Here is a 21,802-nt window from a genome sequence, read left to right as displayed (position 1 = left end):
CGGAGGTCTCTCCGCCGTGAGCTCTTTCTGAGCATGATGGTGCTGGCAGCACTTGTTTTATCAATGCTTTTGAGCTGCCTGTTCTTCTTCGGAAAGCTCAGCGATCCGAAAAAGAGAATTGCCGGAACTCTATCTCTCCAGCTCGACTTCTTTGAAAACTCCATGACCTCCTACTGGGAAAACCTGACCGTTATGGGCATCGATCTTTCAGAAGACAGCTCTTATCTGATTCAGTCCTATCTGAACACCCGGAATCTGACTCTCGATCATCTGCGGGGCACCGGCAGAGATGCCTATGATCTGCAGATTCTGCTGATCCGGGAACTCTCTGAAAAACTCCAGCAGACGGAATGCTCTGGCGGCTTCATCCTGCTGGATGATCCTCAGCATCCATCCGAACAAGTTCCCGGTATCTATATCTCAAAGGGACTGAGTGATCGTTCCGATCCTGAGCTTCTGCTGTACCGCGGCATCTCTTCGGCCGGCAAAAGCCAGAATGTCTATCCGCATCGGAAATGGAGAATGTATTTCCAGACGAATTTGATTCCGGATTACAGCAGCCTGATTCGTCCATCCAGCATGGTTGCAGACGAAGCGTACCAGATTTCCGGACCGCTATGCCTGTATGGAACCGATGAAGAAGTATATCTGCTGACGTTCCCGCTCAGGATCAATGATGAGATCTCCGGCTTATGCGGATTCGAAGTCAGCCGGCGTTTCTTCCGTGCTTCCAATCCCCAGCCAACCGAATTCCGCAGGCTGATCTGCACGATTTCCAGCAATGAGAAAAGTTCGCTGGACCTGGATATGGCCCTGGACTGCGGGAAGAATTATGCGATCCCCAATGGCACCTTCCGTGCGAAAAGCCTCCGCCAGGGCTTACATCTCTTCGAGGGCAGAAGCTCCTATGTCGGCATGCAGAGGACCATTTCCCTGGACAGCACCGAGGATCAGTATCTGCTGACCGCGATGATTCCGGAAGCAGACTTCAATTCCGAAGCTGCCAGAAGCTATACGCAGACCGCCATGATCATTTCCCTTCTGATTTTCTTCATCACGGTATCCTGTCTTTTCTTCAGCAAGAGCTATCTGAAACCGCTTCTGAAGGAAATATCCCATCTGAAAGAAACCGTCAGCGAAGAAGCCACCACCAGCTATCGCGAACTGGATGAGCTCTGCGAATTTCTGAGAACCCAGCAGATTAACCACAACTCTGCTCTCAGCAATCTGGAACAGGAAAAGCAGAAAGCCGAAACAGAGGCCGCACGGCTTGCATACCACCGGAAAACTGAGATTGATCCGGATGCCTACGAGATCTTCCTGAAAGGTCTTGCGGAACTGACACCCTCAGAAAAGAGAATTCTGAGCTTGTATATGGAGGATCTGTCAACGGCAGAGATCCTGGAGCAGCTCAGCATCAAGGAGAGTACACTGCGCTTTCATAATAAGAATATCTACAGCAAGCTAGGTGTCTCTTCCAGGAAGCAGGCAGTTCTTTATGCAAGAGTAGCGAAGAAGCAGGCAATGGAAGAAAGTCAGCGCAGAAAGCAATGAAACCGGAAATGAGTCTTTCCTGGTTTCGATCAGACTTCCTTCCCCTTGAGGCAAGCGATCGAAAAAGGTGCCTGGTATTCAGCCGGGCACCTTTGATCTTGTCCGAATGCTTATGCAGACTTCGTGCTCTGACAGAGCTCTTCTGAAAGTTTCTGAAGTATCTCGCGAAGCTCCCAGGCACCGGTTCCATCATGGTAATACCTTGCCAGTTCTGAACCTTCTCTCCAGGTGATCGTGATCGAGCTTCTTGTCTCATCCAGCAAGTCCGGCTGCGAGGTTTTCCAGGCAGGCAGTTCATAACTGCGTAAATAATCAGACAGCTCTTTCCAGCGATCAGACGGAATCAGCCTGCATCCTGATTCACCTTTTCCATCCCCTCAGCTGCTTGATCATGCCTGATAATTCGGCGCATCATAATAACTCCGCCAATCAATGCCGCCGCAAGAAAAGCAGCAGTATTCTCCTGTCACCTGCATGCATATCTGTTCCTTCGCTTCCTGTACCTGTCATGATATCTCTTGCTCATGTTTCTGAATCAGAAACCGCTCAGCCGGTAAATCAGCAGCTCATATGCAGATTCATCTGCCCGTTCTTCGGTCAGAGCAATCAGGATACTGCCATCCGGCATCAGGCATGCAGAACTGATCCATGGATATGCGGTTAAGAACAGCTCTTCATCGTCCACTGTTGCCAAGAGCGTCCCATCCGTTCCGTAGAACAGCAGGTTTCTCATATTGCCATCGAGAACGAGATACCCATTGGGAGTTTCAATCACATCCGTGATTGCCCCCATCCATCCCTCTTCATTCATATCTGTATTGCCGAATTCATACTGCTGATTTCCATCCGTGTCAAAAACCCAGACAGCAACATTTTCCTTATCCTCAGAAGTTCCTGTGATGCAGACATGATTCTCGGAAATGAACCCTTTGGTCGTCTCTTCTGCTGATCTCAGTTCCCAGTCTTCAATCTGCGCAGTTTCTCCATCGATCATGACTTTCCGCAGCGGCTGTCCGAAGAAGGAACTGATGCCCCAGGTTCCGTTTGGATGAACGAGTGCCCGATCCACGTCTTCAATCCTTCCGGTGACCTCTCCCTGTTCCATGATGAGCATCTGTTCCATGAATCCCGAAACATACAGTTTCCCATTACGATCAGAAGACAGTTCCTCGTAGTCGCCTTCGTTGCCGAGTGCCTGCTCGCTGACATAAGTCAGACCATCCTGGCTGTACTGATATTCATAGAGATAATTGTCCAGAAGTACCCAGACTGTATCGCCGGTCATCTCCACTCTGCCAGAGAAGATATCATAAGCAATCAGCGGGTCTTCCAGTTTCATCCAGTCCACGGTCACTGTATAATTTCCCGCATTCAGCGTATGGCGGGCATCGGCCGAGAACGGTTCTCCCTGCCACGGCCATGGCGGATCCACATTGCCGGAATCATTCAGAGTGAACTTCAAGGATCTGATCATGGTCTGAATTCCTGGATCCTCCTGATCTCCGATAATATCAATGGATACGGTTATTCCGGAGGCTTCATCACGGCCAAGATAGATGAGAGAACTGGAATACCAGGATTCTGCCATATATTCGACACATTCTACTCCGCCGACCTGGACCATATCCAGGTTCTTTGTTTCCACCAGATCATAGGCATCTATTCCAGCACCCCTGAGTCGGTCACGATAATTTCTGACATCTGACTTTGATGCAGAAATATTCACTTGAGCAGCAGCTGATTCCTCCCCCGTAAGAGTAAGCTCCATATAGCAGTAACTGCTGCTATCTGAGGTCATGGTCTCGTCAACCGCCCAGCCATCCGGATAGGTAAGGGAGAACAAAGTGGTAGATGCTGCTGTTCCCTCAAATACTTCTTCAGTGGCTGATGATGTACTTGCAGCAGAGGCAGATGCCTCTGCTGCAGCTGCAGAAGCTGAGGATGCCGATCCGCCGGGGCTGCAGGCAGCCAGACTGAATGCAGTCATTGCTGAAAGCATGAAGGATCCCAATCGTTTCAAGTTTGCGTTCATAGTCTTTTCCTTTCCATTTCAAGAGTTTCCAGATCAATCGCTGATTACGGCCTGGCTGAAGCCATCCCCTGCTTCTGATCGAAGAGCAAAGCACCTGTCGCTTGAAGAGACCAGGAAATCCTGCGGAAAGAATCAATCTTCCGCATAGACACTGTCCCCTTTCGCCAGATTCTGAGAAGAATCTATTCATTTCATTGCCAGGAATTCAGAAAAAGGGATTTGTGCTTTTCAGCCTTCTTCCGTCTGTACCTGGATTGAAGCATAACTTCACAGACTCCGCGCCCCCCAAACCGGCTGAAAAGAGGGGAAACCTGAAAAAAGCTTGAAACCAGAGCTTGCTGAACCAGACAATCGATCTGAAGCGTTTCGAAGTACTCATATATGATGCAGAAAGGACATCCCGATCAGGAAGCTTTCTGTCTATAAAGTACTTGCACGCATCACAGATTCCCAGCCGTTTTCTCGTGATCTGATCCAGCTAAGTCAGCGCAGGGACGTCTCCTCAGTTTCCAGTACAGAGACAAGCTCTGCATATTTCGTTTCATCCAGAACATTCTTCTTTGAGGATAAGGTGACGCTGGTCATTGTCCATGGGCTGAACACCATTCAAAATACAGATCAAATCGTCATCCATGGAGACAAGGGAAACATAATGATTGAATGCGCGAAGAACTGCTGCGGAGATTTCCTATCTGCCAGGAATTCATTCTGGAAAGAGAAAGTGCATCCCAGCAGCAGCTGAAAATCGCGGCTGAAGAAGAAATTGCACAAGCCAGCCCGTTGTTAGTTATGTCAAACTATGGTATTCTTTTTAGCAGCAGATTGTCGCTCATCAAATGAATCATGCATGAGCGGAGCGCAGGAAGACCGATCCGCCGCTTATTCTGTCTGGGGAAACAATAATGTCTGTAAAAGTTACCCGTACTTCTGTATTTCCGGAATCTGCAGAGAAAGTATTCGCCAGGCTCCAGAAGCTTTCCATGCTTCAGATGATTGCTTCTCTCTGGGTTTCTTTTACTCCTTCGCAGGCAGAGCAGTCCATCCAATGGAAGAAAGGTGCAGAGAATGACTTCCTCTTTCGTCTCTTTGGTGTCGTACCGTTCGGCACTTCCCATTTCCATGTGATCCGTTTCAGACTCAAGGAAGGAAATAATACACAGGAACAGAACAGCCATGTGCCGATATGGAACCATGAAATCATTTTGCAACCCATTCATGACAATCATTGCTCCTATACAGATCAGGCAGAGATAGATGCCGATTGGAAGACCCTGGCTGTCTGGATATGGGACAATCGATTTTTTGTGCACAGACAGATCCGCTGGATGCAAATGTCAAGAAAAAACCAGATATGGCATCGTACTCTGAAGGAGGATAATGAGCAATGGGATTTATGAAGAACTTTTTCAATCAAACAGGCAGGCCTTCCGGCTTGCTGGGCAAATTCATGCTAAGCACCATGAATTCCGGCCACGCAAAGCCGGCGGATTGGGGGAGGGGACACTTGTCCGAAATCTCACCAAAAGAAATCGTTGAGCTTGGCTGCGGAGCGGGTCGTAACGCAGGAGAACTGCTGAAAAGATATCCGGCCGCCACGCTGACGGCAATTGACCACTCACCGCTTTCAGTTGAAAAAACATCGGAATACAACAAAACGATGATAGGCAGCGGCCGCTGCAAAGTGCAGCAGGGCGATGTATCAGACTTGCAGCTCGAAGAAAACCATTTTGACCTTGCCACCGCCTTTGAGACAATTTACTTCTGGCCAGGGCTTGAAAGATGCTTTGCGCAGGTAGCGAAGATTTTAAAACAGGGAGGATACTTTTTCATCTGCAATGAATCCGATGGCAAAGATGCCGCCGGCAAAAAGTTCGAGCGCATCATCGACGGCATGACCTGTTATACCCCAGGGCAGATCGAAGCGGCGCTGAAAAAGGCAGGCTTTTCAGAGGTCGCTATCGACCATCATCCGAACAAGCCGTGGATCGCGATATTGGCAAGAAAATGAGAAAACCACTTCCTTCTCCGATTATCTGTCTTCGTCTTTCCAGAGCCGTTTTCAGCTGTATTCATGCAGGCAGCCGGTGCCACACCACAGCAGCCTGACGATCCTGACATAAGTCTGAGGGCGCACAAGCCCTTGGACGAAGATGGCCACATCCGAAGAACAGAATCATAATAAAATCCCTGGCAGAGAATCCGCTTTGCCAGGGATATCATGAATGATCGTGAATAATGAGGAACAGTTCAGACCCCCTTTTGAGATCGCTCTGAACCATCCGGATCCGGAAACTATTATCTGTTGACGTCAGACCACTTTCTGCGATCTTCAGCAAGATTATCGCAGTAATAGCGGACAGTCAGCTTGGTATCAGGCTTATCAGTCTGAACGATGAAGGTATCACCTTCCAGCATGCAATCCAGGATTGCATTGCAGCAGGTTTCAATATTGTTGACTCCTGCTTCCAGCTCTGTCATCAGATCACCTGCGTTGACCTCGATGTAAAGCCAGTTCATGTTATGAGCTTCCCACTTCTTCCAGTTGATGACATCCTTATAGGTCTGGAAGCTCTTCTTTTCAACTTCCGGTTTCGGCTCTTCTTTCTTTTCCGTCTTCTTCACAGCAGGCTTCTTCGCTGCTGCCTTCTTTGCCGGGGCCTTCTTCTCAGCAGGTTCCTTCTTTGCTGCAGGCTTCTTCGCCGAAGCTTTCTTTGCTGGTTTCTTCTCGACAGCTGGTTCAGTCTCGACGGCAGTTGCTTCTTTCACAGTTTTCTTTGCTGGCATACTAGCTATCCTCCTATGAGCAATAATCCCTCATAACCGCATTATAACACGGTTTTCTGAATGTGACTTAGCATCTTGCATGGATGCAATTCAAACTGTTACTATAGAAAAAGAAAAGAGGCTTCCATGATCCAAGACAAGGAAGGCATGATCCGTATCGAGCAAAGCTCAGGCAAGACCCCAGGCAGATTGATGGAGATTGCAGGTAAAGCAGTTTCCGAAGCACTTGGCAAGGTACTCAGAGAAGGTTCCAGCATCCTGATCCTGGCCGGAAACGGAAATAACGGCGGCGACGGAGCTGTCGTCTGCCGTATGCTTGCAGGGCGCTTTTCTGTTCAGATTGCCTATGTCTGCGGAGAACCGAAAACCCGCGAAGCCCGTGCTGCATACCGGAAAGTCGATCCTGCATGCATAGTTTCCGTGAATGATCTTTCAGAAGCACTCCGACATGCAGATGCGATCATCGATGCTGTTTACGGATTCAGTTTCCATGGGCCTCTGGATCCGGAGATGAAAAAGCTCTTCCGGGCTGTCAATAACTCCGGGAAGCCTGTTTACAGCATCGATCTCAACAGCGGCTGCGAAGCGGATACCGGACATTGCGATTCTGATGCAGTCCGTTCAAAGATCACATATGCATTAGACTGCTATAAGCCATTCCATCTGCTGCGCAAGGATCATCAGAAATTCCAACAGTGCGAACTGCTTTCTCTTGGTCTTCCGCATGAAGGTCCCTCGCGCTATCGTGAAATGGATGAAGACCTCTTCTTCGCCAACTTTCCCAAGAAAAGTGAAACTGCCTATAAAGGCTCTCTTGGCAAAGCATTGCTCATCAGCGGATGCTATGGCATGGCCGGGGCAGCCGGTCTGAATATTCTTGGTGCAGAAACCGTCGGCATTCCGTATCTTCATGCCGCAATGCCCGAAGAAATCTATGCACCCCTAGCCTCCAGATTTCTCACTCCGGTCATGCACCCATTCGGACACGAATCCTGGTATGAAGTCCTGGAACCTCTGATTCATCAGGCAACTGCAATCGGCTTCGGCAGCGGTGCTGTCTATATGGATCACAAATCGCAGATCCTTGATCTGATCCTGCAGAATAGCAAAGTTCCTGTGGTACTTGATGCAGAGGCACTGCGTCTTCTGCAGCACAATACCTACATCCTCCGCTTTGCTGGTGCACCGGTGATCCTGACTCCGCATATCGGAGAATTCTCAGCAATTTCAAATCTTCCGGAAGATGCGATCCGGGACAATCGTCTGAAGACTGCTCTCGACTTTGCGTCTGATTATAAAGTCATCGTCGTGCTGAAAGGCCCGAATACGATTGTCGCTTCTCCTTCCGGAGAAGTGTATATTAACCAGACCGGAAACCAGGCGCTTTCCCAGGCAGGTTCCGGCGATGTGCTTACCGGCATGATGACAGCGATGCTGGCAATGACCCGCGATGTCTTCACCGCCGTCTGCATGGCTGTCTGGCTCCATGGCTATCTGGCAGAGCTCGGCACGAAGAATCACTCCATGCAGAACTTCCGCCTGGAAACCTATCCGGAACTGATGGATGAATTATTCCGGAAGCACGGACTCTGAGAGCTGATATTCCATGAGAATCGCGGTCTGCTCTCCGATATCTTCGTAGACTACCTTCCGCTTCTCAGCAATCTGAAATCCCATCTTCTCATACAGCCATTCCGCCCGGTCGTTCCCTTCCAGAACGTCCAGGTGTATGGCCTTCTTTTTCTTCTGCTCTGCCAGAAGAATCATTTCCCTCAGCATGAATTCCGAAAGATGCCTGCCGCGGAACTGCGGATGCACTGCAAACAGATGCAGCACCATGACCTCATCTGCCAGCGCATGACTTGGAAAACAGGCATCCAGATACTCCGGATCTTCCCGATCACTCAGCACCATTGCCGAAGCAATTCTTCCTTCTTCTATCAGCAGATACATTTCATGATGCTGAAGATGCTCTGCAAGTCCCTCTCTGGATGGATAGATCCCGATCGTCCAGGAAGGGCCATACTGATCCCTGCTCTGAAATGCGCATACTTCTTCGTAGAACCGGTACAGTTCCTCAAGATCTTCTATTCTGCCTTCTCTGAATTCTGTCATCTCTTCGCCTCAATGGACCAGTCCTTTATCCACGGTCATGCAGGTTGAAGTATTTCCATCCAGCCGGATCGCATTGACTGCTCCGAGTTCTTTCATCAGTTCTGTTTCTGCTTCCCCGCCGCCGAGCTTTCCGGCAATGACCAGAAGCACGGTTCCATCTGCCGTCTCGCCGAATAATGTCACCCAGCTGTCTGCTGATCGGTTCCAGTAAGCAGAATCATTCTTCCCGAGCCATACACGCTTCCCATTTCTCAGCAAGGTATAAGCTCCGCTCAATCCATACTCGGTATTGATCTGATACCCGTAATCCCCGAGATCTTCTTCGTAGGACCAGAATGAATCCGATGCCGGCTTCCATTCCCCGTTTTCCCAGCCATGATAAGCCAGCTTCAGATTGCCGTCGTGACTGAAATAAACCGTGGCATTTCCTTTTCCATATGCAGGGGTCAGCTCCTGGCCTTTCCACTCTGCCCAGCTTCCGTCAATCAGGAGCGCACCGACCGGTCTCCCGTATTCTTCACCGCTGTTCTGAAAGAATCCTCCGTTGATTCCTCCGACATGCCAGCACTCTGAACCATGATCATAGAGTTCATCAAGAGATTCCGGAGTCTCTCCTGCATAGTCGAGCTGAATGAAGGTATGATCATCCGGTTTCACCTTCAGCACATGATACGGAACTCCTTCATAGGTTCCTGATACATACTTCACAGAAGGCCTGGTTCCTTTCCGGCAGTAGACATTGATCGCATCCGCTACCGGCCTCTCAAACGATCCGGAGCCATGATCTGAGATTCTGCTCAGTCCATGCGGAAAAGGAATCACCATGAGAGTCAATGTTGCTGCAATCACTGCCAGAATCAACCATCTCAGTTTCCGCATACGAAAAGTTTATAGAAAACTGCCATTTCTGTACAGAAGCCGTATCCGGGACTACACGCTTCTTTCTGTTCTTCTTGTTATTCTGTTCACATACAGAGATGGCTCTTCTGAGCCGGGAAAGGAAATCATTATGAAGGCATTCAATAATCATTTCGGTATGGTCGTTTCCACGATCATCGCGATCGTCCTGTCTTTCCTGCTGAGCGAATTTGCAATCTCCTGGGATCACATTCCCTGGACCGTGCCCAGAGCAATTCAGAACTGGGGAACCTGCTATCTGATCATCACGCTCACCGGATGGATCTTTCCGTTAACGAAGTGGTCCTTTGCCCTGTGCAGGAAATGGCACATCAAAGAAGGAACTCCTGCCCATGGACTCATCGAGAACCTCGTTGCCACCCTGTTCTTCAATACTTCTGCCACGTTCGTGCTCTCCGCGGTCAACATGTTCGGAAACCCTGATGTCGAAGCAGCCGTTGCAGCAGGAGCTGCACCGAGCGTCGCAAGTCTCTGGTTCCGCAGTGCCTGCGCAGAGTGGCCGATCATGTTTGCAGTTTCCTATGTGATCGCCCTCATCATCACGAAATTTGCAATTGCCGCAGCTTCCAGAGCTGCAAAGATCAACTTCGATAATGAAGTCATGCGTCAGCAGGGACTCGGCGTCAATGCAGCCAACCGGCCAGCTGCCGGAATCCCGCAGGAGCATGAATAGAAAAAACCGGATTCCATCCAGGAAACCCGGTGTCACAGTGCCCCTGGCCGGACTCGAACCGGCACGGTATCGCTACCGGGGGATTTTGAGTCCCCTACGTCTACCAATTCCATCACAAGGGCGTTCAGGCACTGCTTATTTTACCCTGTGAACATCTTGTTTTCAATCTGCTTTATGCACCGGAAAGAATACGTTCTGCCTCCTGCATTGCATGCAGGCCAGACGAATCCCGGGGCGTCTGGAAATCCGGATTGATGATCTGATCTAATGCATGAATGATCTTATGAGACGTATGGCAGATGACTTCCATCGACTTCTTCAGTTCAGCAAGCTCCTGATCCTTGCTCCAGCCGGCAATATAGCCGAAGGAATATTCGCTCGGATCCAGATGATAATGCATGCATACTGCACAGGCGATGCTTTCTGCCTGCACTTCCATGGTTCTGCGATCAATGTCCAGGCCCTTCCCGCTATGCAGCATCGCATGCGATATCTCATGAATCACGGTCTTGACAGTCTGCAGCTGGGAAAGCGTATCATCGATCACGATCTCTTTCCGCTCGAGCGAATAATAGCCATTTGCCCTTCCTTCCAGACTCTCATATCTGATCGGAACCGGAGATACCAGTTCCAGGGCTGCCCGGAAGGAATCATAGTCTTCTACTTCTCCATCAATCTTCTCCTGCAGAAAGGAAGGCAGCGGAGCTCCATCCGTCTGGCTGATATCAAATACCGGAATTGCCCGGTATCCCACGATCACCCGTTTTCCGGAAGAACCGTCCTGGGATTCTGGCTCCCGCACTTTCGTGATCGGGGCCATGATCCGGATGGATTTTTCTCCTTTCCGCACCCATCGGCCGAAACTGCGGTACCATGCCTGATAGCCGGCAATATAAGTCGCGTCCGGCTTCTGCTGGTAAATCAGAATCGTATTATTCAGAGAATAGCTGTGAAACCTGGACATCGTAGCGAGATAGCTGCGATAAGCATCGCTCTCGAATACGCCCTTCACCCCTGCTTCTACCTGTTCGGCAATCTGTCTGATGCTGTCCATAACAAACCTCCTGCTATTCCATTAGCAGAAGAATCAGAAGATTCCCTTCCTCATTGACGACACTTCGGGCCTTTTGTAAACACCTCATGACTGCAGGATCACTCTTCATGCTATAATCGCGGCAGATAAAGGAGATTAGTTTCTGATTATGGAACAGCTTGAATTCAAATTCGATACCCAGCTTCTGATTGACGGCCACGATCTTTCTGAAGATGCGATTCATGACTATATTCTCGAGCACTTCAAGGGAGACTGCCTGCTGGTCGTCGGCGATGATACGCTGATCAAAATTCACTTCCATACCAACGAGCCATGGAAAATCCTGGAATACGGTCAGTCCATCGGCGATATCTATGACGTTGTCGTGGAAAACATGCAGCGTCAGGAAGAAGGCCTCAAGGGCTGAAATCTGAATTCTTCAGCAATGGCATCTGCGGTCTGCAGGTGTCTTTTTCTTTCTGAATTTCAGCAGATATCCTAAGAGCCAGCAGCCAGAATGACCATACCCCCCAGATTCATAAAGAAGCACCTTTCCGCCAAAGACCGCATCAGAAGCTGACAAGCAGCAGAAACACGATCACGAAGAATTCTGCCGTCATGCAGGAAGAAGAAAGCAGAGCGGCCACTTTTCAATTGATACATGTGCTTGTTGCACATGCTGGCGATCCGAAGATGGCAAACCTCATCACTCACTTTTCTGGCAAGCAATCTGTCCGCTTCGGCCTGCATAGAAAAAAACCGTGGTTCATCAGACCACGGGGGAATGATCACTGATCAGATCTGGAATAGCTATTGCGCATGCGGCAGCTGACCAGATACAGTACTTCATTGAGCACCGCATCGGTTTCCTTCTTCGTCATCGCTGCGATCTCGTCGTTTGCTTCGTTCAGAATCTGTTCCGGATGATCAGAAGCTTCTGCAAGCTTCTCATACTTCTGAATCAGGATTCTGCCCTGGATTGCTGTTTTAGCCTGATAGCGCTCGATCGTCTGCACGCAGGCATGATACTGCGAATCTGCCAGTGCGCCGATCAGCCGGCTTGCCCAGTAGAAATTGTCGGTAGATACCGTCTTGGTAGTGTTGCCAAGATATTCCGGAACGGAATCGGTCTGGGTGAAGAATGGAACAAATGCATTGAAGACATTCGATCCGTAGCATACCCATTCAAGAGCCGCTGTTTCTGCCGGATGATCCGGACGGATTTCAGTGCAGGACATGAAGGTTGTCCGGCTGATTCCGATCGGCCGGTACTTGCCCTGCTTTCCATCCAGGTGCTCATACGGATCGTATTCTGTCCCCTGGAAATGGTTGGAAAGCACATACTTCACATCTTCCGGCGTAATCTTATGCTCGGGAACTCTGCACCATGGCAGATCATCGCTCTCCGGTCCGTATGCAGACCAGTCCGCATTCGGGTTGAAGTACTTCTGTCCAATCCAGGCTCTCGGCGTGTTATAGACATGATCGGAATCGGAATGGCTGCCGAAGGATACCCGGGCATTGAACGTCTGGTCCATGGACAGATCCAGATGATTTTCTGCAATGAATTCTCTGAGATCGGAAGAGCAGAGATAATTCTCCTGTTTCCCGAAGGCATCTTCCAGATCGAACGTATCCATGCAGAACTGGTTCGGAAGCACAGCATAGCTGTCGTCCGGGAGCTTTCTGGCAATCCAGTGATGGCCGCCTACCGACTCAAGCCACCATACTTCATCTGCATCATGGAAGGCGATGCCATTGCTTTCATAGGTGCCATACTGCTCCAGCAGGCTTCCTAAGCGAAGCACCCCTTCTCTGGCACTGTGAATATAAGGAAGCACGAGGACGACAATATCTTCTTCGCCGATTCCGCCGGGCACTTCTTCTTTTCCATCCTGGGCAGGAATCAGTCTGACCAGCGGATCTGCCGACAGAACCCGGACATTGCTGGTGATGGTTTCGGTTGCCGTCATGCCGACATTTGCAGCATTGACTCCGGCAGCTGCCCAGATGCCTTCATGTCCGGACACATCCGGCATCGCGGTATAGCGCATCGGGTTGTCCGGCAGCTCCACCTTCACATGAGAAATCACCGACTGGTAATGCCTCGGCTGATCCTCAGGTTTCACGACTTCAAAACGGCATGCAGAAAATTTCCCTGCCGGTGAATCATCATTTCTTGCGATCATTGTCGATCCGTTATAGCTTGCTCTGCGGCCGACAATCAATGTAGTACATGGCATAGATCTTTCACTCTCCTTGTGCCTACATTATATTGCGCTGTGCTCAGAGAATCGAAAAAACCACATTTGCCGCAAACAGAATCACGCAGACAACAATGGAAGGAGTCGTGAACAGGATCTTCCATAGTTTCGCCTCCGTTGCGCCATAACGGACCATATTCGTATCCACCCGCCGCTGGAACAGGAAAAGACCCGCCAGGATATAGACCAGCACGATAAAGATCGTGACAATCATAATGAATTTCGAAGGAACAACCTGCACCGCCCACAGAACCAGGGCAATCACGAGATGAACCGTGATGCCCGGGCGGATCGAGTGATATCTCAGCGTGATCAGCGACAGATACCACCCTACGAAAAAAGCAGGAAATGCCTGGGCAATATTGACCTGAGCAATGGCATACAGCACAGCCGAGCCAAGCACACCGAAATACCTGCCATAATGGCCAAGCTGGCGCTGGATCACGCCGCGGAAGATATACTCGTCGCAGATCGGCTTCACGATCACAAACATCATGAAATACAGGATATTCTCGATGATCGCATCCCGGGTGCTGAAATTGCCGAGGAAGGAATATTCCGCCATATTGGTCGGAAACAGGAAATAAAACAGCGTAGAGACCGAAGTCATGATCAGATCGATGCCGATCCCGATGCATACGAGTGCAAAGATCCGGTCACCGCGCAGATTGGGATCTTTCAGATAATCATGAATATTCAGATGCAGCTTCTGCGCACTTCTGCGAAAAGGCACCATTGTGATGAACAGCATCAGAATCATTGAGACCGCAAGCGAAAAAGCCTGGGGATCCATGCCCATGATAATAGAAGGATTGAAATTCTGCAGCAGCTCTGTCCCGTAGCTGAGAGCCATGAACAGCAGAATATAAAGCGCCAGGGACTTTCCGAAGAAGCCGATCTGCTTCTTCGCCTGCCGGGTTGTAATGACTTTCGGTGCGTGATCCGCCATGAATAAAACTCCTTTATTGAACCTGCAGGATGTTTTCCTGCAGAGCTGTTTCTCTCGGAAACGTTTCTATTATACTCTATTCCCCATGCGACTTTGAAATGTACAGAATTGCGCATTGACGAGTTCATCCGGGAATGAGAGTATCCTTGTCCTGCTCAATCAAGGGGATTTCGGAATTTCTTGCCATCTGGGTTCAGTTCCGGCTTCTCCTCAGATGATCCTTTCTTTCCTGGATGATCGATCTGAGCAGCATAGTGCACTGCAATCTCTTCTTCCTACGGGATCCTTGCAAAAAAAGCAGATACCTGAACGCATGTACTCTTTGCCTGATTCAGAAAAAACGGAATTCTTAAGAAGCCATATGAAAAGCAGGATTGCTCCTGCTTCTCTTTACTGCTATTTCTGATTCTTTGCTTTCTGAGCCGCGATGACTTTTTCAGCCACTTCTTTCGGAGCTGCCTGATAGCGGTCAAACTCGAGCGTGTATGTTCCGCGTCCCTGTGTCATTGAACGCAGCTCATTGGCATATGTCAGCATTTCTGCCATCGGCACTTCTGCCGAGATGACCTGATCGCCGTCTTCATTCATCTGCATATCCAGGATCAGACCTCTGCGCTTCGTGAAGTCGCCCATCAGCGTTCCGGTATATTCTTCTGGTGCGATCGTCGTGACTTTGCAGATCGGTTCCAGCAGAACCGGATCTGCCTTCGGCATCGCCGCATTGTAAGCAAGCCTTGCGGCTTCTTTGAAAGCCACTTCCTTGGAATCTACCGGATGATACGATCCATCATAGAGCGTCGCCTTGACACCGACAACCTTGAAGCCAGCCAGCGGACCATGCTGCATGCAGTCTCTGAGTCCCTGCTCGGTCGGAGGGAAGTACTGCTTCGGAACAGCACCGCCGAATACTTCTTCTGCAAATACCATTTCCTCGCTGTCGCACGGTTCGAAGCGGACCCATACATCGCCATACTGGCCAGCACCGCCATTCTGCTTCTTGTACTTGCCCTGGGCTTCGGCTTTGCCGCGGATCGTTTCCCGATACTGAACGGTAGGAACTGAGGTCGTAACATCAACCTTATACTTGGACTTCAGCTTGGAAAGGATCAGATCGATATGCTGATCACCCATGCCATAAAGCACCTGTTCATGCGTCTCCGCATTCTTGTCCAGGCGGATCGTATGATCTTCCTCGCACATGTTGCGGATGCCGACGGACATCTTGTCTTCGTCTGCCTTGGTCTTCGGCCAGATTGCATAGCCAAGCATCGGCTTCGGGAAGTCGATCGGCGGATAATGCACCACCTTCGACAGCGTGCACAGCGTATCGTTCGTCTGCGTCTGCGAGAGCTTGACGACGCAGCCGATATCGCCGGTAAACAGCTTGCCGACACCCAGCTGATACTTGCCGTTGACGACATAAACCTGAGCTACTTTCTCAGTGATGTCTTTCTGCGCATTGCAGACCTGAGAATCAGAATTCAGAACACCGCTCATCACTTTCAGATAAGAGATCTTTCCGACAAACGGATCGATGATCGTCTTGAATACGAATGCAGAAAGTGCTTCATTCTCATTCGTCTCCATGTCAATCGTCTCACCCTTTGCATTGAGGGCATGCACATGTCCCTTCTCGGCATAGCTCGGGAAGTATTCCGTGATCAGGTCAAGCAGACGCTCAATACCGGTCTGAAGCTCAGCACTGCCGCAGTAGACCGGCCGGATATCACCGGATCTCACGCCGATTCTAAGGCCTTTGGCAAGCTCATGCTGGTCGAACTCTTCTCCGGAGAAGAACTTCTCCATGAGTTCATCATCCGTCATCGCAATGGCCTCTGCCAGTTCCTGATAGTATTCCTCGACTTTGTCTTTCAGTTCATCCGGAACTTCCTGGGCAACATCGCGCTTGTCATAGTACCATGCTTTCTTGCGAAGAATATTGACAGACCCGATGACCTTGCGGTCCTTGATGATCGGAAGCTCGAACAGAATGACGGACTTGCCGAACTTCTCACGCAGCTCATCCACGGTCTTCGAGAAATCCGCATTGTCATCATCCAGCTTGTTCACGAAGAAGATCGTAGGCAGCTTGCGGCGGAGCACTGCATTCTTCCATGCCCGCTCTGTGCCAGCCTCTACGCCGTCTTTCGCACTGACGACAATCAGCGCATTGTCGCCAACGGTGAGCCCGGTAACTTCTTCTCCTTCATAGTCCATGTAGCCTGGCGTATCGATGAAGTTGATCTTCTTGTCTTTCCACTCGACCGGTGCCAGATGGCAATAGCACGAAGTACCGCGCTTGCCTTCTTCCGGATCGAAGTTCAGAACTGTTGTTCCGTCATTATTTTTTCCATAGCGGTCAATTGCCTTCGTGAAATAGAGACAAGCCTCGATCACAGAACTCTTGCCGGCCCCGGAATGGCCCAGCACTGTGACATTGCGTACCGCCGAAGCAAGATAGTCTTTCATCTCTTCACTCCTCCGCCTTCAGAAGACCTTTCAGGTCCGCAAGGCATTCCTTGCGCACGTAATGAATCGGAAGATTTCCGTCATAGTCTTTCTGATTCTTATCTGCACCTTTGCTCAGCAGGTACTTCACCAGCTCCGGATAGCCGATGTACGCAGCCCGCATCAGCGCCGTGCAGCCGCGGTTGTCACCTGCATTGATATCTGCGCCGGCATCGATAAGCGCACTGATGACATCCTGTTTGTATGCATTCACTGCTTCCATCAGAGCAGTTCTTCCCTGTTCATCTCTTGCATTGACATCGGCACCCTTGCCGATCAGATAGTTCACGACATCTGCTTCGCCAAGCAGAGCTGCCCGCATCAGAGAAGTACGTCCTTTATTATCATGGGCATTGACATCAGCACCGGCATGTTCCAGCATCTTGCAGATATCAAGATGGCCTTTCTTTGCGGCCCCCATCAATGCAGTCTTGTTATTCTTGTCCCTGGCTCTCGCATCGGCACCATTATCAATGAGGAACCGGACAATATCCGTATAGCCGCGCTTTGCACTGCGCATCAGTGCCGTGCGTCCATCACCATTGGTGACATTGACATTCGCGCCTTTGGAAACCATGGCGCAGACTTTCTCAAAGTCTCCTCTGGCTGCTGCGTCGAAGAATTCCTGATTCACCTGATCCATATTGAATTACCTCCTCTTTTCTGGATTCGAACGGATCCGATAAAAAAGATGGACCTGCTCAGTCCATCTCAAAAATGATCAGATTACGCACCACAACCCCATCGGTTTCTGCAACTCCATGAGCATTTTCCTGTGCATGAAAATAAGCTCCAGCTTCCATAGGGATCATGATAAGTTCACTCCGTTCTGATAAGAATACTTCTACCCTTATACTAACAGAAGAAACTTTTTCTTCAACCGGTTCTTTATGGAAACTGAGGAAGAATTTTACAAACTATGGAAAAGGGATGAAAGTGCTTTCATCCCTTCAGAATCGTTCTGGTCGGATACGGTATCACGATCTGATTCTCATCAAATTTTTTTAGAATCTCCTTACGGATATTGCTGGCCAGCCAGTATGCTTTGCCAGAATCCATGGCTGCGACCCGGAAGCTCAGTTCGATGCCGCTGTCCTGGAATTCGGTAACTGCTACCTTTACCGCAGGAACACCATCTTCATGATCTTTTTCCGTTCTCTGATCGATGAAGTCCGGTTCCTTCAGTGCAATTTCATTGATCAGCCTGCATGCCAGATCAATATCAGTTCCATAGGCAACCGAGACGGTGATCAGGGGTGTGATGACTTCACTGCCATTGCGCTTGTCTTCGACAACCGCACTGTTCATGGTACTGTTCGGAATCAGGACTCTCGTATTGTCATACGTCAGAAGAACCACATGGCGCATGGTGACTTCCGCAACTGTTCCGGTAATTGACTGCGAGGGAATCGAAACCACATCGCCGATCTGGAATGGCTGCACGATCGCAATCACTGCTCCTGCCACGAAGTTTCCGAACGTTTCCTGTGCAGCTAAGCCGGAAATGACCGCGATGATTGAAGTCGCACCAAGGGCTGTCTTTCCGATGAAGGCCAGCGGCTTGATCATGCTGAGAGTGATGAACGCAGCGATGGTATAGATCACCACCCGCATCACATTGATTCCGAATGAAAGGCTTGTCGTCGCCGCTTTGCCGCGGATTTTTTCCGTCTTTTTCATTCCCCGGTATATGAGCTTGACAAGAAATACCGCAAACGCCCAGCTCACCGCAGAACTGATCAGAAAGTTCAGAAAACCGGATTCAAAGATCGTTGAGCCGAATTCAGCAATTGATGTTTCGTTCATATAAGCCTCTATTTCAGCAGTGCGCTGTATGCCTGATACGCAGGCATGTAATGTTCCACGATCGCATAGAATCGCTTCGAGTGATCCCGTATCAGAAAATGAACATATTCATGAAGGAGGACATACTCCAGTGCTTCTTCGGGATAATGGATCAGTCTGGTGCTCAGAGTGATCCTGCCTTCCGCAGGGTAGCATACCCCCCACCGGCTCGTCATGAAACGATAGCGGATTTCCGGAACCGGAAGGCCATTGGCCATGCAGATCAGAGAATCCCATTGCCCTCTCAGTCCCTGCACTCTGCGTTCAAGTTCCTGATTGGCAGCAGCCCGGAATGCTTTCGTGATCCGCTCATCCGTCTCTTCTCTTAGAACAAAGGTGATGAGTTCGCCATCCACGCTGCACGAGTCTTGTTTTCCTTCCAGATAGCGGGCATACTTCTTCTCGCCCATCCACCAGATCACCGGACCCTCTGTGCCTTCCCGGTTGATGAACTCCGTACGCTGCTGGCTCAGCTGAGTCTTCAGCACCCAGGTTTCCCGTGACCAGATGAATCTGCGGATCTCCTCATCCGTGACCCAGCTTCCGCAGGATACTGCAAGGCTGCCATCCGGATTCACCCGGAGATACATATTCCGGATCCTTTTTGTTGTAACGATTACCGGGGTTTCCCTTCCGCCGATCAGAATACTGAATGTTCTCTTCATGGATGGGATTCATTATAGCGCAAACCAGCCGGATCATCCGGCAAGGAGATCCCTGATTCCGTCACAGTGACAGCAGTGTTCCTCCTGCATAGGTCACCCAGGCAAAGAGCCAGGCAACCAGGCACTGGAAGACGACGATGCCAAACGCCCACTTGCCGCCAAGTTCTCTTCTGACTGCAGCAATTGCAGCAATGCATGGCGTATACAGCAGGCAGAAGACCAGCAGAGATATGCAGGAAAGCGGAGTGAGGATCTGCATCAGTTCAGCAGTATTGCCGATCAGAACCTGCAGCGTTGCAACTACGGATTCCTTCGCCATGAAGCCGGTAATCAGAGCCGTCGAGATCCGCCAGTCTCCGAAGCCCAGCGGCTTGAAGATCGGAGCGATGAAGCCAGCAGCTGAAGCAAGCATGCTTGCGCTGGAATCCGTCACGAGGTTGAAGTGAAGATCGAACGAACGGAGGAACCAGACGACAATCGTTGCCGCGAAGATGACCGTGAATGCTCTCTGCAGGAAGTCTTCTGCTTTCTCCCAGAGCAGCTGGCCGACATTCTTCGGACTCGGCATGCGGTAGTTCGGAAGCTCCATCACAAACGGGACTGCTTCTCCGCGGAAGGCAGTCTTCTTCATGATGACTGCAGTCAGAATGCCGATCAGGATGCCGATGACATAAAGCAGAATCATCACCAGCCAGCCCGTATGCGGAAAAAAGACATTCGTGAAATACGTATAGATCGTAATCTTCGTCGAGCAGCTCATGAACGGCGTCAGAAGAATTGTCATCTTCCGGTCTCGGTCAGAAGGAAGCGTGCGGGAACTCATGACAGCCGGAACCGTGCATCCGAAGCCTACCAGCATCGGAACGATACTGCGGCCGGAGAGACCGATCTTTCTCAGAGGCTTATCCATGACGAAGGCAATGCGGGCCATATAGCCGCTGTCTTCAAGAATGGAAAGAAAGAAGAACAGAACGACGATAATCGGAATGAAGGCAAGCACTGCCCCGACACCATTGAAGATGCCGTCGATGATCAGCGAATGCAGAGCCGGATTCACCTGGGCTGCAGTCAATGCCTGATCTGTGACTGAGGTCAGTGCACTCACTCCTGCCGCAACCAGATTCTGAAGGGCAAGACCGATCACGTTGAAGGTCAGATAGAACACCAGTCCCATGATCACGATGAAGGCAGGAATTGCGGTATACCTTCCGGTCAGGATGCGGTCGATCTTCTCACTGCGCTGGCGCTCCTTGGATTCCCGCGGTTTCACTACCGTCTTTGCACAGAGCTTCCGGATGAAGGAAAAGCGCATATCTGCGATGGCAGCACTGCGGTCAAGACCGCGTTCTTCTTCCATCTGCTTCACGATGTGCTCCACCATCTCTTTTTCGTTCTCTTCCAGCTGCAGGGCATCGATGACCAAATGATCGCCCTCAATCAGCTTGGAAGCCGCAAAGCGCAGCGGAATGCCTGCCCTAGCAGCATGGTCTTCAATCAGATCCATGATGCCATGCATTGCCCGGTGAACAGCTCCGTGATGATCGTTCACATCACAGAAATCCTGGACCAGAGGTTTTTCCTGGTACTTTGCAATATGCACTGCATGGCGCACAAGTTCTTCGATGCCTTCGTTCTTTGCAGCAGAGATCGGAACTACCGGAACGCCAAGCAGGCGCTCCATCTCGTTGATGCGGATCGAGCCGCCATTTCCGCGCATCTCATCCATCATATTCACCGCCACTACTACCGGCACATCAAGCTCCAGCAGCTGCATGGTCAGATAAAGATTGCGTTCAATCGCAGTCGCATCCACGATATTGATAATTGCTTTCGGCTTCTCATTCAGAATGAACTGCCGGGAAACGATCTCTTCGCTCGTATACGGGGACAGGGAATAGATCCCCGGAAGATCAGTGACTTCCGTATTCGGATAGCCACGAATGACACCACTCTTGCGGTCCACTGTGACACCAGGAAAATTTCCTACATGCTGATTGGAACCAGTCAGCTGATTGAACAAAGTCGTCTTGCCTGAATTCTGATTTCCGGCCAGCGCAAACGTCAGCTTTTCTCCCTCCGGAAGCGGATGCTCATTAGCACGGTCATGATATTTCCCGCCTTCGCCAAGACCCGGATGATCAATCGGTTCGAGCTGCTCAACCCTAGGACAAGGCGTCTCATCGATTTCCTTGGCCGGAAGCACTTCAATCTTCTCTGCATCAGCCAGCCGCAGGGTCAGCTCATAGCTGTCGATGCGAAGCTCCATCGGATCACCCATCGGAGCAAGTTTCTTCATCGTCACGGTATTTCCCGGAATGACCCCCATATCCAGAAAATGCTGGCGCAGTTCGCCTTCTCCGCCGACTTTCGTGATGACCGCAGATTCTCCGGCTTTCAGATCTCGCAATGTTGTCATAGTTTCCCCTTCTTAGCTAAGACTAACTTTGTTAGCCTTGAGTACT

Annotated in this window: 20 protein-coding genes and 1 tRNA gene; 7 read left to right on the top strand and 14 right to left on the bottom strand. The window is 50.2% G+C overall.

All coding sequences use genetic code 11. The features are described from left to right. The first annotated feature begins 33 nt into the window (after positions 1-33). A complete protein-coding gene (locus FYJ51_RS03375) occupies positions 34-1,554 on the top strand; it encodes a LuxR family transcriptional regulator (RefSeq protein WP_205946153.1) in 1,521 nt (506 codons plus the stop codon). 110 nt (positions 1,555-1,664) lie between these two features. On the opposite strand, the gene FYJ51_RS03370 is transcribed toward FYJ51_RS03375, so the two are convergent. Both FYJ51_RS03370 and FYJ51_RS03365 read right to left on the bottom strand, forming a co-directional pair. Further along, on the bottom strand, positions 1,665-1,817 hold the full coding sequence (locus FYJ51_RS03370) for a hypothetical protein (protein WP_154503202.1): 153 nt from the start codon (positions 1,815-1,817) through the stop codon (positions 1,665-1,667). Between the two features lie 272 nt (positions 1,818-2,089). Further along, positions 2,090-3,586 carry a hypothetical protein gene (locus FYJ51_RS03365; protein WP_135358218.1) on the bottom strand — a complete coding sequence of 499 codons (1,497 nt, stop codon included), beginning with the start codon at positions 3,584-3,586 and terminating at the stop codon, positions 2,090-2,092. Positions 3,587-4,246: 660 nt separating this feature from the next. On the opposite strand from FYJ51_RS03365, the gene FYJ51_RS03360 reads away from it, so the two are divergent. From FYJ51_RS03360 to FYJ51_RS03350, 3 genes are all read left to right on the top strand, one after another. Beyond that, positions 4,247-4,426: a hypothetical protein gene (locus FYJ51_RS03360; RefSeq protein ID WP_135358219.1), complete on the top strand. Its 180-nt coding sequence runs from the start codon at positions 4,247-4,249 to the stop codon at positions 4,424-4,426. Between the two features lie 140 nt (positions 4,427-4,566). Continuing rightward, positions 4,567-4,983, top strand: coding sequence for a hypothetical protein (locus FYJ51_RS03355; RefSeq protein ID WP_154503199.1), 417 nt, complete (start codon positions 4,567-4,569; stop codon positions 4,981-4,983). Continuing rightward, positions 4,971-5,594: a class I SAM-dependent DNA methyltransferase gene (locus tag FYJ51_RS03350; RefSeq protein ID WP_154503196.1), complete on the top strand. Its 624-nt coding sequence runs from the start codon at positions 4,971-4,973 to the stop codon at positions 5,592-5,594. The genes FYJ51_RS03355 and FYJ51_RS03350 overlap by 13 nt, the downstream gene beginning before the upstream one ends. A 287-nt stretch (positions 5,595-5,881) precedes the next feature. Here the strand turns inward: FYJ51_RS03350 and FYJ51_RS13865 are convergent, their stop codons facing one another. Then, positions 5,882-6,370, bottom strand: a complete 489-nt coding sequence (locus FYJ51_RS13865; RefSeq protein WP_154503193.1) for a hypothetical protein — start codon at positions 6,368-6,370, stop codon at positions 5,882-5,884. 126 nt (positions 6,371-6,496) lie between these two features. On the opposite strand from FYJ51_RS13865, the gene FYJ51_RS03340 reads away from it, so the two are divergent. After that, positions 6,497-7,963 carry an NAD(P)H-hydrate dehydratase gene (locus tag FYJ51_RS03340; RefSeq protein ID WP_154503190.1) on the top strand — a complete coding sequence of 489 codons (1,467 nt, stop codon included), beginning with the start codon at positions 6,497-6,499 and terminating at the stop codon, positions 7,961-7,963. Here FYJ51_RS03340 and FYJ51_RS03335 read toward each other — a convergent pair. Both FYJ51_RS03335 and FYJ51_RS03330 read right to left on the bottom strand, forming a co-directional pair. Beyond that, entirely contained in the window at positions 7,940-8,485 is a 546-nt protein-coding gene (locus tag FYJ51_RS03335; protein ID WP_154503187.1) for a GNAT family N-acetyltransferase, read from the bottom strand. The two genes, FYJ51_RS03340 and FYJ51_RS03335, sit on opposite strands and share 24 nt — an antisense overlap. 9 nt (positions 8,486-8,494) lie before the next feature. Continuing rightward, positions 8,495-9,364 carry a phosphodiester glycosidase family protein gene (locus FYJ51_RS03330; protein ID WP_105304446.1) on the bottom strand — a complete coding sequence of 290 codons (870 nt, stop codon included), beginning with the start codon at positions 9,362-9,364 and terminating at the stop codon, positions 8,495-8,497. Between the two features lie 130 nt (positions 9,365-9,494). On the opposite strand from FYJ51_RS03330, the gene FYJ51_RS03325 reads away from it, so the two are divergent. Then, positions 9,495-10,076 (top strand): hypothetical protein, encoded by a 582-nt coding sequence (locus FYJ51_RS03325; RefSeq protein WP_205946152.1) that lies wholly within the window; start codon positions 9,495-9,497, stop codon positions 10,074-10,076. Between the two features lie 38 nt (positions 10,077-10,114). Here the strand turns inward: FYJ51_RS03325 and FYJ51_RS03320 are convergent. Together FYJ51_RS03320 and FYJ51_RS03315 are read right to left on the bottom strand one after the other, a co-directional pair. Continuing rightward, positions 10,115-10,198: transfer RNA gene (locus tag FYJ51_RS03320), tRNA-Leu, on the bottom strand. A 50-nt stretch (positions 10,199-10,248) separates the two neighbouring features. Next, on the bottom strand, positions 10,249-11,130 hold the full coding sequence (locus tag FYJ51_RS03315; RefSeq protein ID WP_154503184.1) for an ArdC-like ssDNA-binding domain-containing protein: 882 nt from the start codon (positions 11,128-11,130) through the stop codon (positions 10,249-10,251). 148 nt (positions 11,131-11,278) lie between these two features. On the opposite strand from FYJ51_RS03315, the gene FYJ51_RS03310 reads away from it, so the two are divergent. Then, positions 11,279-11,536: a kinase to dihydroxyacetone kinase gene (locus FYJ51_RS03310; RefSeq protein WP_105304448.1), complete on the top strand. Its 258-nt coding sequence runs from the start codon at positions 11,279-11,281 to the stop codon at positions 11,534-11,536. Between the two features lie 361 nt (positions 11,537-11,897). Here the strand turns inward: FYJ51_RS03310 and FYJ51_RS03305 are convergent, their stop codons facing one another. The 7 genes from FYJ51_RS03305 to feoB form a co-directional block, all read right to left on the bottom strand. Then, positions 11,898-13,352 (bottom strand): C69 family dipeptidase, encoded by a 1,455-nt coding sequence (locus FYJ51_RS03305; protein ID WP_154503181.1) that lies wholly within the window; start codon positions 13,350-13,352, stop codon positions 11,898-11,900. A 43-nt stretch (positions 13,353-13,395) separates the two neighbouring features. After that, positions 13,396-14,322, bottom strand: a complete 927-nt coding sequence (locus FYJ51_RS03300) for a CPBP family intramembrane glutamic endopeptidase (RefSeq protein WP_154503178.1) — start codon at positions 14,320-14,322, stop codon at positions 13,396-13,398. A 396-nt stretch (positions 14,323-14,718) separates the two neighbouring features. Next, positions 14,719-16,791 (bottom strand): elongation factor G, encoded by a 2,073-nt coding sequence (locus FYJ51_RS03295; RefSeq protein WP_105304451.1) that lies wholly within the window; start codon positions 16,789-16,791, stop codon positions 14,719-14,721. 4 nt (positions 16,792-16,795) lie between these two features. Then, positions 16,796-17,473 (bottom strand): ankyrin repeat domain-containing protein, encoded by a 678-nt coding sequence (locus FYJ51_RS03290; protein WP_105304452.1) that lies wholly within the window; start codon positions 17,471-17,473, stop codon positions 16,796-16,798. A gap of 299 nt (positions 17,474-17,772) precedes the next feature. Then, positions 17,773-18,636: a mechanosensitive ion channel family protein gene (locus tag FYJ51_RS03285; protein ID WP_105304453.1), complete on the bottom strand. Its 864-nt coding sequence runs from the start codon at positions 18,634-18,636 to the stop codon at positions 17,773-17,775. Between the two features lie 8 nt (positions 18,637-18,644). Further along, positions 18,645-19,340, bottom strand: coding sequence for a M48 family metallopeptidase (locus FYJ51_RS03280; protein WP_154503175.1), 696 nt, complete (start codon positions 19,338-19,340; stop codon positions 18,645-18,647). Between the two features lie 61 nt (positions 19,341-19,401). Next, the gene (feoB, locus tag FYJ51_RS03275; protein WP_154503172.1) at positions 19,402-21,756 is read right to left on the bottom strand and encodes a ferrous iron transport protein B; all 2,355 of its coding nucleotides are present in this window, start codon (positions 21,754-21,756) and stop codon (positions 19,402-19,404) included. Between the last annotated feature and the right edge of the window lie 46 nt (positions 21,757-21,802).

It is taken from the genome of Stecheria intestinalis (assembly GCF_009696165.1).
Lineage (GTDB): Bacteria > Bacillota_I > Bacilli_A > Erysipelotrichales > Erysipelotrichaceae > Bulleidia > Bulleidia intestinalis.
The sequence above is the reverse complement of the archived record's forward strand: the minus strand, read 5'-3'. Positions and strand labels throughout refer to the sequence as shown.

Coding starts and splice junctions, on each gene's coding strand:
- FYJ51_RS03355 (WP_154503199.1), top strand. CDS start 4,567: ATGCTTCAGATGATTGCTTCTCTCTGGGTTTCTTTTACTCCTTCGCAG.
- FYJ51_RS03325 (WP_205946152.1), top strand. CDS start 9,495: ATGAAGGCATTCAATAATCATTTCGGTATGGTCGTTTCCACGATCATC.
- FYJ51_RS03350 (WP_154503196.1), top strand. CDS start 4,971: ATGGGATTTATGAAGAACTTTTTCAATCAAACAGGCAGGCCTTCCGGC.
- FYJ51_RS03330 (WP_105304446.1), bottom strand. CDS start 9,364: ATGCGGAAACTGAGATGGTTGATTCTGGCAGTGATTGCAGCAACATTG.
- FYJ51_RS03365 (WP_135358218.1), bottom strand. CDS start 3,586: ATGAACGCAAACTTGAAACGATTGGGATCCTTCATGCTTTCAGCAATG.
- FYJ51_RS03295 (WP_105304451.1), bottom strand. CDS start 16,791: ATGAAAGACTATCTTGCTTCGGCGGTACGCAATGTCACAGTGCTGGGC.
- feoB (WP_154503172.1), bottom strand. CDS start 21,756: ATGACAACATTGCGAGATCTGAAAGCCGGAGAATCTGCGGTCATCACG.
- FYJ51_RS03375 (WP_205946153.1), top strand. CDS start 34: ATGATGGTGCTGGCAGCACTTGTTTTATCAATGCTTTTGAGCTGCCTG.
- FYJ51_RS03360 (WP_135358219.1), top strand. CDS start 4,247: ATGCGCGAAGAACTGCTGCGGAGATTTCCTATCTGCCAGGAATTCATT.
- FYJ51_RS03315 (WP_154503184.1), bottom strand. CDS start 11,130: ATGGACAGCATCAGACAGATTGCCGAACAGGTAGAAGCAGGGGTGAAG.
- FYJ51_RS03335 (WP_154503187.1), bottom strand. CDS start 8,485: ATGACAGAATTCAGAGAAGGCAGAATAGAAGATCTTGAGGAACTGTAC.
- FYJ51_RS13865 (WP_154503193.1), bottom strand. CDS start 6,370: ATGCCAGCAAAGAAAACTGTGAAAGAAGCAACTGCCGTCGAGACTGAA.
- FYJ51_RS03340 (WP_154503190.1), top strand. CDS start 6,497: ATGATCCAAGACAAGGAAGGCATGATCCGTATCGAGCAAAGCTCAGGC.
- FYJ51_RS03280 (WP_154503175.1), bottom strand. CDS start 19,340: ATGAAGAGAACATTCAGTATTCTGATCGGCGGAAGGGAAACCCCGGTA.
- FYJ51_RS03300 (WP_154503178.1), bottom strand. CDS start 14,322: ATGGCGGATCACGCACCGAAAGTCATTACAACCCGGCAGGCGAAGAAG.
- FYJ51_RS03310 (WP_105304448.1), top strand. CDS start 11,279: ATGGAACAGCTTGAATTCAAATTCGATACCCAGCTTCTGATTGACGGC.
- FYJ51_RS03290 (WP_105304452.1), bottom strand. CDS start 17,473: ATGGATCAGGTGAATCAGGAATTCTTCGACGCAGCAGCCAGAGGAGAC.
- FYJ51_RS03305 (WP_154503181.1), bottom strand. CDS start 13,352: ATGCCATGTACTACATTGATTGTCGGCCGCAGAGCAAGCTATAACGGA.
- FYJ51_RS03285 (WP_105304453.1), bottom strand. CDS start 18,636: ATGAACGAAACATCAATTGCTGAATTCGGCTCAACGATCTTTGAATCC.